This window comes from Cyanobium sp. LEGE 06143, from assembly GCF_015207535.1.
Lineage (GTDB): Bacteria > Cyanobacteriota > Cyanobacteriia > PCC-6307 > Cyanobiaceae > NIES-981.
The window spans coordinates 1-11,509 of sequence record NZ_JADEWP010000068.1 but is presented as its reverse complement, the minus strand read 5'-3'; the positions used below and the strand labels follow the sequence as shown (position 1 = coordinate 11,509).

General features: G+C 72.6%; 11 protein-coding genes and 3 tRNA genes. 6 read left to right on the top strand and 8 right to left on the bottom strand.

The genetic code is table 11. The annotated features are described in order from the left end of the window. The 3 genes from IQ216_RS06620 to IQ216_RS06610 form a co-directional block, all read right to left on the bottom strand. Positions 1–441, bottom strand: a 441-nt coding sequence (locus tag IQ216_RS06620; RefSeq protein WP_370566643.1) for a TrmH family RNA methyltransferase, incomplete at its 3' end; no start/stop codon positions are given. A gap of 10 nt (positions 442–451) precedes the next feature. Then, positions 452–700, bottom strand: coding sequence for a hypothetical protein (locus tag IQ216_RS06615; protein ID WP_193814843.1), 249 nt, complete (start codon positions 698–700; stop codon positions 452–454). Between the two features lie 11 nt (positions 701–711). Next, positions 712–795 (bottom strand) — tRNA-Leu (locus tag IQ216_RS06610). Positions 796–1,120: 325 nt separating this feature from the next. On the opposite strand from IQ216_RS06610, the gene murA reads away from it, so the two are divergent. The 5 genes from murA to IQ216_RS06585 all read left to right on the top strand — a co-directional run bounded on the left by murA (position 1,121) and on the right by IQ216_RS06585 (position 5,719). Beyond that, a complete protein-coding gene (gene murA, locus IQ216_RS06605; RefSeq protein ID WP_193814842.1) occupies positions 1,121–2,482 on the top strand; it encodes a UDP-N-acetylglucosamine 1-carboxyvinyltransferase in 1,362 nt (453 codons plus the stop codon). A 12-nt stretch (positions 2,483–2,494) separates the two neighbouring features. Further along, positions 2,495–2,576: transfer RNA gene (locus IQ216_RS06600), tRNA-Leu, on the top strand. A gap of 32 nt (positions 2,577–2,608) precedes the next feature. Next, positions 2,609–3,802 (top strand): aspartate aminotransferase family protein, encoded by a 1,194-nt coding sequence (locus tag IQ216_RS06595; RefSeq protein ID WP_193814848.1) that lies wholly within the window; start codon positions 2,609–2,611, stop codon positions 3,800–3,802. Further along, complete coding sequence (locus IQ216_RS06590; protein ID WP_228007224.1) at positions 3,795–5,066, top strand: folylpolyglutamate synthase/dihydrofolate synthase family protein; 1,272 nt, start codon at positions 3,795–3,797, stop codon at positions 5,064–5,066. The genes IQ216_RS06595 and IQ216_RS06590 overlap by 8 nt, the downstream gene beginning before the upstream one ends. A 167-nt stretch (positions 5,067–5,233) precedes the next feature. Next, positions 5,234–5,719, top strand: a complete 486-nt coding sequence (locus IQ216_RS06585; protein ID WP_193814846.1) for a pentapeptide repeat-containing protein — start codon at positions 5,234–5,236, stop codon at positions 5,717–5,719. Here IQ216_RS06585 and IQ216_RS06580 read toward each other — a convergent pair. Genes IQ216_RS06580 through IQ216_RS06570 form a run of 3 tightly spaced genes read right to left on the bottom strand, consistent with a single transcriptional unit; the run spans position 5,716 to position 8,939 of the window. Further along, positions 5,716–7,182 (bottom strand): FAD-binding oxidoreductase, encoded by a 1,467-nt coding sequence (locus IQ216_RS06580; protein WP_193814841.1) that lies wholly within the window; start codon positions 7,180–7,182, stop codon positions 5,716–5,718. The genes IQ216_RS06585 and IQ216_RS06580 overlap by 4 nt on opposite strands. A 42-nt stretch (positions 7,183–7,224) precedes the next feature. Continuing rightward, the gene (locus IQ216_RS06575; RefSeq protein WP_193814840.1) at positions 7,225–8,565 is read right to left on the bottom strand and encodes an amidohydrolase family protein; all 1,341 of its coding nucleotides are present in this window, start codon (positions 8,563–8,565) and stop codon (positions 7,225–7,227) included. Continuing rightward, positions 8,562–8,939 (bottom strand): DUF4359 domain-containing protein, encoded by a 378-nt coding sequence (locus IQ216_RS06570; RefSeq protein ID WP_193814839.1) that lies wholly within the window; start codon positions 8,937–8,939, stop codon positions 8,562–8,564. Before IQ216_RS06570 ends, IQ216_RS06575 begins: the two co-directional genes overlap by 4 nt. A 172-nt stretch (positions 8,940–9,111) precedes the next feature. Here IQ216_RS06570 and IQ216_RS06565 point away from each other — a divergent pair. After that, positions 9,112–9,184: transfer RNA gene (locus IQ216_RS06565), tRNA-His, on the top strand. A gap of 24 nt (positions 9,185–9,208) precedes the next feature. Here IQ216_RS06565 and IQ216_RS06560 read toward each other — a convergent pair. Beyond that, positions 9,209–10,324, bottom strand: coding sequence for a DUF1611 domain-containing protein (locus IQ216_RS06560; RefSeq protein ID WP_370566642.1), 1,116 nt, complete (start codon positions 10,322–10,324; stop codon positions 9,209–9,211). Continuing rightward, complete coding sequence (locus IQ216_RS06555) at positions 10,321–11,454, bottom strand: dipeptide epimerase (protein WP_193814844.1); 1,134 nt, start codon at positions 11,452–11,454, stop codon at positions 10,321–10,323. The genes IQ216_RS06560 and IQ216_RS06555 overlap by 4 nt, the downstream gene beginning before the upstream one ends. Positions 11,455–11,509: the final 55 nt, after the last annotated feature.

Sequence of the window (11,509 nt, the reverse complement as noted above, 5' to 3'; positions counted from 1 at the left end):
ACCCTCCACCAGCCACAGCGCCTCCACGCCGCTGGCAAGGGCAGTGCGCATCAAGGTGCCGAGGTTGCCTGGATCCTGAAGCCGATCCAGGGCCAGCACCAGCGACGGGACGGGCGGCCCCCAGCCGAGCCCTGGCATGGACAGGCTGAGCACCACGCCGTCGGGGTGCTCCGTGGTGGCCACCACCGCCAGCACCTCCGGCGTCACCGGCACGGGCTGCAGGGGCAGCGGCAGGCTGTCGAGCCAGCTCCGGTGCGTCTCGAGCCAGGCCTGCGTGGCCAGCAGGTCGACGGGCTGCAGACCGAGGCGCACCGCCTCCTGCAACAGGTGGGTGCCCTCCAGCAGCAGCAACTGCAGCTCCCGGCGGCCCTTGCCCGCGTGCAGCTGGCGCAGGCGACGCACGAGGGGATTGCGGCGGCTGCTGATCAGCTCCGGGAGCAAGCGGCCGGCCTCAGAAGCGCTCGTGGCGGCGCACGCGCATGGCGTCCTGCATCACGATCTCGGCCGCCTCCAGCTCCATCCCCTTCACAGCTGCCACTTCACCCTTGATGCCCTCGGCCCTCAAGTTTTCAATGAGCTTGCCCACCACGATGTCCTCAACGGTGGTCTGATCCATGGCGTCAGGCGTGAGACTCTCCAGAAACTTGCCCACCTTCGAAGCAACCACTTCGGAGGAATTGGTGATTTTTAGAAGAATCATGGAATCTCAAATGCGGATGGGGAGACTTGAACTCCCACGACATTGCTGCCACTAGTACCTGAAACTAGCGCGTCTACCAATTCCGCCACATCCGCGTGGCCGTCGCTCTGCGACTTCGGAACCATACGGCATCGGCCCGAAGCGCCGCTCCCGGGGCCCGTGCCCCGCAGGACACCCCATCTCCCCGTGTGCGCACGAGCACATCCACCTGGCCACACCCAAGCGCCCCGTTGCGCCTGCCGCTGCAGACCCTGGGCCAGCAAGCCTGATGGCGCCAGGGATCGCCCTGAATCAACCGGTAGCGGGTCTCCCCCCCTGACTGCCGGGGGCGTGGTGCAGTTCCCGCAGCGGCCACCTAGACGATCTGGCCTTTTGTTGTCAACATGCCCAGACAAAAAGGCCGGGGATGTCCGGGAATTCATGACAGCCCTATCCCTGCCATCCCTCGCGACCGACCTGAGCAAGGCCCAACCAGAGCTCCAGATCACCGGTGGCCGCCGTCTTGAGGGTGAGCTGCACGTCGATGGCGCCAAGAACTCGGCCCTGGTGCTGATGGCCGCCTGCCTGCTCACTTGCGATCAGATCAGGCTGCGCAACGTGCCTCCCCTCACCGACATCGTGGGCATGGGCGAGATGCTGCAGAGCCTGGGCGGCCAGGTCAGCCGCGAGGCGAACAGCCTCGTGCTGGACGGCTCCGGCATCCACAGCACCACAGCTCCCTATGAGCTGGTGAACAGCCTGCGGGCGAGCTTCTTCTGCATCGGTCCCCTGCTGGCCCGGATGGGCATGGCCAAGGTCCCCCTGCCCGGCGGCTGCAAGATCGGCACCCGGCCAGTGGAGGAGCACGTCAAGGGGCTCAAGGCGCTTGGGGCCCAGGTCACCATCGAGCATGGCGTGGTCACGGCGGTGGTACCCGGCCGCGGCCAGCGCCTCACCGGTGGTCGCATCTATTTCGACTGTCCCAGCGTGGGCGCCACCGAAACCCTGATGATGGCCGCCGTGCTCGCCGAGGGCGAAACGGTGATGGCCAACGCCGCCCAGGAGCCCGAGGTGGCCGACCTGGCCGGCCTGCTGATCGCCATGGGCGCCCGCATCCGCGGCGCTGGCACCCAGACGATCACCATCACGGGGGTGGAGCGCCTGCATGGCGCCGACTACGCCGTGATTCCTGACCGCATCGAGGCCGGCACCCTGCTTCTGGCTGCGGCGATCACCCGTTCGCGGCTGCGCGTCACCCCCGTGATCACCGACCATCTGGGGGCTGTGCTCACCAAGCTGGAGGCGGCGGGCTGTCGCCTCGACCACGACGGCGTCGGCATGACCATTGAGGCCAGCGACATACAGGCCGTGGACCTGCGCACCCAGCCCTTCCCCGCCTTCCCCACCGATCTTCAGGCCCCCTTCATGAGCCTGCTGGCCACGGCCCGTGGCACCAGTGTGGTCACCGAGAACATCTTCGAGAATCGGATGCAGCACGTGGCTGAGCTGCACCGCATGGGAGCCGCCATCCGCCTGCAGAGCAACATCGCCTTTATCGAGGGGGTGGCCCAGCTCAGCGGCGCCCCGGTGCAGGGCACCGACCTCAGGGCTTCGGCCGCCATGGTGCTGGCCGGCCTGGCGGCTGAGGGGGTCACCAGCGTGCGTGGCCTGGAGTACCTCGATCGCGGCTACGCCGGCCTGGAGCACAAGCTCGCCTCCGTGGGCGCCTGCATCCAGCGGATCGGCGGCGGCCCGGCGCCGGCTGAGCTCCATCTCCAGACCCAGGGGATCGGCGCCGCCTAAGCTCCACTCCAGGGGAGCGTGCCGGAATTGGTAGACGGACTCGACTCAAAATCGAGCGCCTTCGGGCATGTGGGTTCAAGTCCCACCGCTCCTATTGCCACGGCCACCGACCCCGGGTCGCCGTTGATGGAAACCTACGCCCGCCTGCCGGTGAGCCTCTGCCGCGGCCGCGGCGTGTGGGTGTGGGACAGCGAGGGCCGGCGCTATCTCGATTGCGTCGCCGGCATCGCGGTGTGCAGCCTGGGCCACAGCAACGGCCGTCTGCGGCGGGCCCTGACCCGCCAGCTGGGCCGGCTGCAGCACGTGTCCAACCTGTACCGGATTCCGGAACAGGAGCAGCTCGCTGCCACGATCACGGCCCGCAGCTGCTTCAATCGCGTCTTCTTCTGCAACTCCGGCGCCGAGGCCAACGAGGCCGCCATCAAGCTGGCCCGCAAGCACGCCCAGGTGGTCCGGGGCCTGGTGGGCACGGTGGAGCGGCCGCCGCTGATCCTCACGGCGGAAGCCAGTTTTCACGGCCGCACCCTGGCCACCGTGACGGCCACGGGCCAGCCGAAATACCACCAGGGGTTCACCCCCATGGTGCAGGGCTTCCGCTACTTCCCCTACAACGACACCGCCGCCTTCGAAGCCCTGCTCGCGGCCTCCGAGGTCGAGGGACCACGGGTGGCGGCCGTGCTGCTGGAGCCCCTGCAGGGGGAAGGGGGCGTGCACCCTGGCGAGCGGGCCTTCTTCCAGAGGGTGCGCCAGCTCTGCGACGCCCATCAGATCCTGCTGATCTTCGATGAGGTGCAGATCGGCGTGGGCCGCAGCGGCCGCCTCTGGGGCTACGAGCGCCTGGGGGTGGAGCCCGATGCGATCACCCTGGCCAAGGGTCTGGGAGGCGGCATCCCCATCGGTGCCCTGGCCGTGAAACGGGCCGTGGATCACTTCCGCCCGGGCGATCACGCCAGCACCTTCGGGGGCAATCCCTTCGCCTGCCGGGCCGCTCTCACGGTGCTGGCCGAAATCGAGCGGCGGCAGCTGCTCCAACACGTGCAGGCGATGGAAGCGCTGCTGTGCCAGGAACTCTCCGCCCTGGTGCAGCGCCACCCACACCAGCTCACCGGGGTACGCGGCTGGGGCCTCCTGCAGGGCCTGGTGCTCAGCGGGACCGGGCCCAGCGCTCCGGAGCTGGTGAAGGCGGCCCTGGCCCAGGGGCTGCTGGTGGTGCCGGCCGGACCGACGGTCGTGCGCTTTGTACCCCCGCTCACCATCCGCCCCCGGGAGCTGCACCAGGCGGTGTCGCTGCTGGAGCGGGCCCTGCTCAGCCTTGCCTGACGTCATCCCTCGAGCCGGGTCCGCCGGGACCCTGCCCAGCTCCGATCCGTTCGCCGACCTGATCCAGCCCTTCAGCCACCGGGGCGTGGAGCTCGGCCTGGAGCGCCTGCAGGCTGCCCTGGCGGAGCTCGGCCACCCAGAGCGCCGCTTCGCCGCGGTTCAGGTGGCGGGCACCAATGGCAAGGGGTCGATCTGCACCCTCGTGCATGCCGCCCTGCTCGCCGCCGGCATCCGCGCCGGCCTCTACACCTCGCCCCACCTGAGCAGCTGGACCGAGCGCATCCAGCTCGGCGGCGCACCGATCTCGGAGCTGCAGCTGCGGGCCCAGCTGCAGGCGGCGCGACCCGTGGCCGAACGCCACCGGCTCACCCCCTTCGAACTGGTGACGGCCGCCGCCTTCCTGGCCTTCGCCGAGGCGGATCTGGAGCTGGTGGTGCTGGAGGTGGGCCTGGGGGGCCGGCTCGATGCCACCAGCTGCCATCCGGATCGGCGCGTGGTGGGCTTCGCCAGCATCGGCCTCGATCACCTGGAGGTGCTGGGCCCGGATGCGGCCAGCATCGCCCTGGAGAAGGCGGGCGCCCTGGGGGCGGGGGTGGAAGCCGTCAGCGGCCCCCAGATGCGGGCGGTGGAAGCGGTGCTGCGGCAGCAGGCGGCCCGGCTGGGCGTGCGCCTGAGGTGGGTGACCCCCCTGGATGACAACACCTGGACGTTGGGGCTGCCGGGGCAGGTGCAGCAGCTCAATGCCGCCGTGGCCCTGGGCATGCTGCAGGCCCTGGGGCGCCAGGGCTGGGATCTGCCCGAGCAGGCGATCCGGGAGGGCTTTGCCGCGGCCCGCTGGCCGGGGCGGTTGCAGCGGCTCCAGTGGCAGGGCCTGCCGCTGCTGATCGACGGCGCCCACAACGCGCCGGCGGCCCAGCGACTGAGAGCAGAGCTCGATCAGCACGGCCGGCGCCACGGCCTGCCCCCCGGTGCCCGCCGCTGGGTGCTGGGAATGCTGGCCAACAAGCAGGGGGCCGAGATCCTCCAGGCCCTGCTCGGCCCTGGGGATCAGGCCTGGATCGTGCCGGTGCCCGGCCATGCCTCCTGGCGCCAGAGCGCACTGCTGGGCAGTCTGGGCCCAGGCCAGGCCGCCCGGCTGCACAGTGCCCCAGACCTGCCCACCGCGCTGCGGGCCGCCGCCCGGCAGGGCCGGGGGCCGGTGCTGGTGGCGGGATCCCTCTACCTGCTGGGCCACCTGCTCGCCAGCGCGGCGGCGCCAGGGTGACGGCAGCGCCCCGTGGGCCCAGAGTGAAGACCANNGSSCCRYKCGNCAKSRMCSSCCGCCTCCGCACCATTTCACCGGCAGGGCTGTGGGACCAGGGGCTGAACCAGCTGCTGAGCCGTTGCCACCAGCTGCTGCAGCCATGGCGGCGGCGGCGGCCGTTGCTGCGCATGGCCCTGGGGCTCGGCCTGATGCTGGGCCTGCTGGCCGGCGGACTCACCGCCGGGGCAGGTCCAGCAGCAGCGGACTTCTCCGGAGTGGACTACACCCTCACCAACCAGAGCGGCAAGGACTTCAGCGGCCAGGACCTGGCCAACACCTCCTTTGCGGGCGCCTCCGGCCGCCAGGCCGACTTCTCCGGCGCCAACCTGCACGGCGCCATCCTCACCCAGGCCGCCTTCCCCGAGGCCAGCTTCGCCGGGGCCGACCTCAGTGGCGTGCTGATGGACAAGGTGGACTTCAGCGGCGCCGATTTCAGTGGCGCCAACCTCAGCGACGTGATCGCCGCCGGCAGCAATTTCAGCGGCGCCACGGTGACCGATGCCGACTTCAGCGGCGCCCTGCTCGACCGGGTCGACCAGCGCCTGCTCTGCAGCGACGCCGAGGGAACCCACCCCCTGACCGGCGCCGACACCCGGCTCAGCCTGGGCTGCTAGGGCTGGGGCTGCTGGCGCTGACGCTCCAGCCAGCCCCTGAGTTTGCCGGGGTTGAGCAGGCCGCCCGGGTCATAGGCCGCCTTGGCGGCCACCTGGTCGGCGTCGATGGCGCCCAGGCCGCCGTCCTCCACCGTGATCGCATGGGGGTTGAAGATCACCGCCCCCAGCTGGCGCGCCTGCTGCATCAGGGCCGCCAGGGGAGCTTCCCCCTGCCAGCGCAGCAGGGGCAGGGCCGCCAGGCGGGCCCGTCCCTGCTGGCGCACCGCCTCCAGATGCCAGAGCAGGTCGTCGCCCCAGCGCTCGCTGAGGGCCGCCAGGCAGGGGGCTTCCGGCTGGGGCAGCAGCATCTGCAGGTAGGTCCAGCCCTGCTGCTGGGCACGCCAGTGCAGGGTGGTGTGGTTCCAGCTGAGCTCGCGCAGCGGCAGGCCCCGGCTCTCCCCCTGGGGCGCCTGCCAGCGCAGGCAGCCGCCCTTGGCCTGCAGCCAGCCCGGCAGCAGCTCCAGGCTGTCGGGCGCGGCCAGCAGCAGCAAGCGGTGTTCCCCGGGCGCCGCGGCCGGGCAGCCCGCCGGCCAGGGGGAGCGGGCCGCAATCGGTGCCTCCAGCAGGGTGATGGACTGGAGCAGCAGGGCGGTGCCGGCCAGAGCGGACGCCGCCGCCACGGCCTGCTGCCAGGAGTCGAAGCCCACCACCAGCTGCTGCCAGGCCACGGCCTCGGTGGTGGGCAGCCGCAGGGCCGTGAGGATGCCGTTGGTGCCATAGGCATGGTTGAGCGGCTGGCTGGCCGTCGCATCCAGCCGCAGCAGCCGCGGTTCAGGCTCCACCGTGACCACCTCCAGACCCAGCAGGTTGCCCGGATCCCGCAGGAAGCCCCAGCGCAGCGAGCCGATCCCGCCGGATCCCCCCGCCACGAAGCCGCCGATGCTGGCGCTGCGGGCGGTGCTGGGCTGCAGCCGCAGGGCCCGGCCATGGGGAGCCAGCTGCTGCTCGAGGGTCGCCATCACCAGGCCCGCCTCCACCTCGATCACGCCGCTGCGGGGATCCAGGCTGCGCAGGCGATTCAGCCCCATCAGCTCCAACACCACGCCACCGGCCAGGGGCACGCACTGGCCGTAATTGCCGGTGCCGGCCCCTCGCACGGTGAGAGGCACCCCCAGCCGGGCGCAGCCGGCTGCCACGGCCCGCACCTGCCCCACCGTCGAGGCCCTTAGAGCGAGCTGGGCCCGCTGAGCCTGGAACACCGGCACCAGCAGGGGGGAGTAGTCGAAAAAATCCCGCGACAGGCGCTCGAGCTCCGCCGGCTGCCCCTCCCCCACCAGCTCCAGGGCAGCACCAGCAGCGGCCTGCTCTGGGGCCAGTTCACCAGCGAGCTCCTCTGCCAACTGGGCGATCACGGCCGGATCCGGCCTCGGCGGCAGCCCCTCCAGGCAGAGGGCCGATCCAGCAGCGGGGGTAGGTGAGGCCATCGCAGCGCAACCCAGGGGAGCCCACAGGCCCCGAGCTCACCATCATTGGCGCGGCGTTGGCCCCACTGCGCGGAGCAGAGGGGAGGGCTGCTCCATCGGTGGCGGCTCCAGCCACACCCCGGCCCGCAGCACCCGGCGCTGGGGGCTGCGGGCCAGCAGCTCGCCCCAGCTGCGCGCCGCCAGCACCACCAGGTCGGCCGGGGCGCCGGTCCGCAGCACCCCATCCCACTCCAGCCCCAGCAAAGCGGCGGCCGCGGTGCTGAAGGGCGCCAGGCCCTGGCGGCGGCTGGGCACCACGTGGCTGGTGATGGCCGCCAGGCGCAGCAGCTCGATCGGATCGAAGTCACCGCCTGGGAACCAGGGATCCTGCACGTTGTCGGCCCCGATCGCCACCCGCACTCCGGCCCGCTGCAGCGTGGCGATCGGGGCCTGCACCCGTCGGTCCGGCGTGCGGCCAGGGCGCCGGCCCAGCAGCCAGAGGTTGGTGAGCGGCAGGGCCACCACGCCGATGCCGGCCTGGGCCAGCCGCTCCGCCAGCCGGTCGGCGCGGCGATCCGACAGCAGGGCCAGGCTGGCGGCGTGACTGCAGACGATCGGCACCTCGCAGCGCTGCTCCAGGGCCAGGCGCACCACCAGCTCCACCCCCCGGGCGGGCTGGGTGTCGGCCTCGTCCACGTGCAGATCCACCGCCGCCCCATGGCGCTCGGCCAGGGCCAGCAGAGCCGCCAGGGCCTCGCGGTCGGAGAGGCTGGCGCCGTAGGGCGGGCCGAGCACCCCGCCGAGCAGGCCACCCCGCTCGGCCACCCAGCGGGCCAGCTCCTCGCCCTGGGGGGTGAGCCAGTGCAGCAGGGGCGTCAGGGCCACCAGCTGCAGCTCCACCCGGCCGGCCCAGCGGCGACGGATCTCGAGCAGGGCCTCCCAGCTCGCCACGGCCCCTGGACCGACGCTGTCCACATGGCTGCGCAGGGCCCGAACCCCCTGGCGCCAGGCCAGCTGCAGGGCGCGCTCGGCCCGCTCCAGCACCTGGGCCTCGCTGCGCTCGCCGTACTCCCTCTGGTTCTGGGCCAGGGCGCCGGCCATGGTGCCCTCCCAGTTGGGGAAGCGTGGGGCCGAAAAGGCCTTGTCGAGATGGGCGTGGGGCTCCACCAGGGGGGGCAGGGCCAGGGGCAGCGACTCGGCAGCGGCTTCCGGCCCCAGGGGGCGCAGGCCGGTGATCCGTCCCTCCTGCCAGCTGAGCTCCACGGCCACCAGGCCCTCGGCATCCACCGGAGCGAGATCCGACTGCCGCGCCTCCAGCAGGGCCCGGGGCAGGCGCAGCTCCAGACGGCCCGCCCTGCTCCCGAGGGCGCTGGCGGGGGTGGCGCCGGGTGGATGGGCGCTCATGAACCAGGCTCCCGCGCCTGCACGATCACGAACCGTCCTGCCACACCCACAACGGTGGCCTCGAAGCGGGGCACCCGCCAGCGCAGCACCTGCTGACCACCCAGCTGGCTGTGATACACGCTCAGCACCCCGAAATTGGTGCGGCGGGTCTGTCGCTGCACCACCGCGCCCAAGGCGTTGCGCTGGGAGGCCACCAGGGCGGCGCAGTCGGCCAACGGCAGGCCCAGCACCGAGGGGAGCGTGCTGCTCTCACACACCCGGCTGGAGATCTCCTCCACCAACCGGCCCGCGGCGAAGTCGGCGAACTCGGCAGGGCCGGGGTTGGTCCAGGCCAGCATCCCCCCGGCCCCAGCGAGCAGGACGGCGCCTCCCACCAGGGGTGCACACCAGGCGGAGCTGCGCGGGTCAGGCAGGGCGGAGGAGGCCGGAAGTGCTGCCAGCCTGGCACCAGGAGGAGGCGTTCAGCGCAGGACCGGAGCGCAGGACCGGAGCCCCGGGCCAGCCCCGGACGCCAGCGCACGACTTGGTACATTGGCCCAGCCCATGGCGGGCGTCGCCAAGTGGTTAAGGCAGCGGCTTGTGGCGCCGCCATTCGGGGGTTCGAATCCCCTCGCTCGCCCTTCCATCCCCGCTCAGGGGGCCGTCAGGAGGCCAGGAGATCAGCCCCGGCTGACCCATCCAGGGCCTCCAGAAGCATCCCGGCGCCCTGGCGTACGGGATCGGCGCAGGCAAGCCCCAGCTGCTCCGCCGTSCGGGCGGTGGCCGCAACGGCCTCCTGCTCCGCCAGCTGCATGGTGTTGAGGGCCACCGCCCGCACCCTGGGCCGCAGGCCGTCGGCACGGCCGAGGGCCGCCAGGCCCTCCACCACGGCGATCAGCTCCTGCAGCGGCGGGATCACCAGGTGGGGCAGACCCTTGATGTGGCGCTGCCCGGCCCGGTGCACCAGCAGCAGCTCGGTGGGCTGACTGCCCCGCAGCAGCGGCAGGGTGGCGGTGGAGCCCGGGTGGCAGAGCGAGCCCTGCCCCTCCACCAGCAGCAGACTGTCCGGGCCGAGGCCAGCGCCCGCCTCGAGCACGGCGGCCTCCACGGCACCGGCGGCATAGTCCACCCGCACAGCGTCCAGGGGCACACCGCCACCGGCGATCAGGATGCCGGCCTGGCCGGTGCCCACGAAGCGCGCCGTGCGGCCGCGCCGCCGGGCTTCCGCCAGCAGCTCCAGGCAGGCGCTCATCTTGCCCACGGCCATGTCGCTGCCCACGGCCAGCAGGCGCCGGCAGGGCAGATCGGCCGCCCGCGCCGACGCCACCGCCAGCCCGGAGGGCTCCTGACGCAGGTCCCAGATCCAGGCCCCAGGCGCCAGCAGGGCCGCCAAGCCGGGGTCGTCGCCGATGCGGCTGTGCAGGCCACTGGCCACCGACCAGCCCGCCCCCAGGGCCGTCGCCAGGTCGGCCCGCAGCGCCGGCGGCAGCAGCCCCCCGGAGGGCGCCAGCCCCACCACCGCCACCGCCGGCCCCAGGGGCAGGGCTGCCGCCACGCTCTCCAGCACCGGCACGGCGCGATCGATGCCGGTCACCTCCTTCAGGCTGCGGCCGGCATGGGCCGGATCCACCACGGCCAGCAGCGGCCCGGGCCGGTAGCGCAGCATCGCCAGGCCGGTCTTGCCGGAGAGGTTGTCGAGGCCGTCGTGGAGCAGCAGCACCACCGGATCCTGGGGCTGCAGGGAGGTGCGGGCGCCCCCTGCTGGCGGCTCGGCTCTCACGGCAGCCCCTCCGGCGCCAGCACCGCAGCCGCCCTGGGCACCAGCCCGGGCCAGGCCTCCGCCACACCGATCCCCAGGCCCGGCTCACCGGGCAGCAGCAGCTGATCGCCCTGGCAGTCCAGGCCCGTGAAGGGGTCGTCCACCAGGTTGAGGTGGCTGTCGAGATCGGGCCAGCGCACCAGCGGCAGCAGCTGGGCCGCGGCGCCGTTCAGCAGGGCGCCGTCGGAGTAGCAGCCCAGCATCACGCCCAGCCCCAGGCGCCGCGCCGTCTGGGCCATCAGCAGGGCCTCCGTGAGCCCGCCGCTCTTGAGCAGCTTGATGTTGACCCCATCGGTGTGGGGGGCCAGCCGCAGCAGATCCTCGAGGTTCCAGCAGCTCTCATCGGCCACCAGGGGCAGGGGGCAGTGGGGATGCAGGGCCGCGAAGCCGGCCGTGTCGCGCGTCGGGTCAAGCTGCGGCGCCAGCGGCTGCTCCAGCAGCACCACCCCATGGGCCTGGAGCTCGGGCAGCAGGCGCAGGGCGTCCTCCAGGCTCCAGCCCCCGTTGGCATCCACCTGCAGCTCACAGGCCGCGCCAGCCTGCTGCCGTTTGCGCTCCAGGGCCTCCGCCACCGCCTGCAGCAGGGCGCGGTCGTGATCGAGGCCCTCCGGGCTGCCCAGCTTGAGCTTGATGCGGCTGGCGGGCAGCTGCTGCCACCAGCGCTCGAGCCGCGCCAGCACCGCCGTGGGGGTGCCCAGCCCCAGGGTGACGCTGGTGGCGACACAGGCGCCTGGATCCAGGCCCCAGAGCCGCCAGAGGGGCTGTCCGAGGCGCTTGCCCCGCCAGTCGTGCAGGGCCAGATCGAGGCCACAGCGGGCGGGGGGCGAGAGCTGCGCCAGCAGCGGTTCCAGGCTCTGCGACCCCAGGGGTGAGGCCCCCTGCAGGTGCAGGGCCAGGGCCTCCAGTTCGGCGGCGACGGCGGCGGTGTTGTAGTGGCGATGGCCGGTGTCGAAGCCGCCGGTTTCCCCCAGGCCCGTGAGGCCCTCGTGGCTCACCTCCACCAGCAGATGCTCCACCGCGCTGGTGCTGCCACGGCTGATCGCCAGGGGCACGGCCTTGGTGAGGCGGAACGGGCGCAGGCGGCAGCGCATCGGTTCGGGCCCCTGGCGGGTGCGGCGTTGAAACCACGCTGGCACGGGGTCGGTC

Excerpts from the sequence above, each read along its gene's own strand:
- IQ216_RS06555 (WP_193814844.1), bottom strand. The coding sequence starts at position 11,454 with ATGCGCTGCCGCCTGCGCCCGTTCCGCCTCACCAAGGCCGTGCCCCTG.
- IQ216_RS06585 (WP_193814846.1), top strand. The coding sequence starts at position 5,234 with ATGGCCCTGGGGCTCGGCCTGATGCTGGGCCTGCTGGCCGGCGGACTC.
- IQ216_RS06575 (WP_193814840.1), bottom strand. The coding sequence starts at position 8,565 with ATGAGCGCCCATCCACCCGGCGCCACCCCCGCCAGCGCCCTCGGGAGC.
- IQ216_RS06580 (WP_193814841.1), bottom strand. The coding sequence starts at position 7,182 with ATGGCCTCACCTACCCCCGCTGCTGGATCGGCCCTCTGCCTGGAGGGG.
- murA (WP_193814842.1), top strand. The coding sequence starts at position 1,121 with ATGACAGCCCTATCCCTGCCATCCCTCGCGACCGACCTGAGCAAGGCC.
- IQ216_RS06615 (WP_193814843.1), bottom strand. The coding sequence starts at position 700 with ATGATTCTTCTAAAAATCACCAATTCCTCCGAAGTGGTTGCTTCGAAG.
- IQ216_RS06595 (WP_193814848.1), top strand. The coding sequence starts at position 2,609 with ATGGAAACCTACGCCCGCCTGCCGGTGAGCCTCTGCCGCGGCCGCGGC.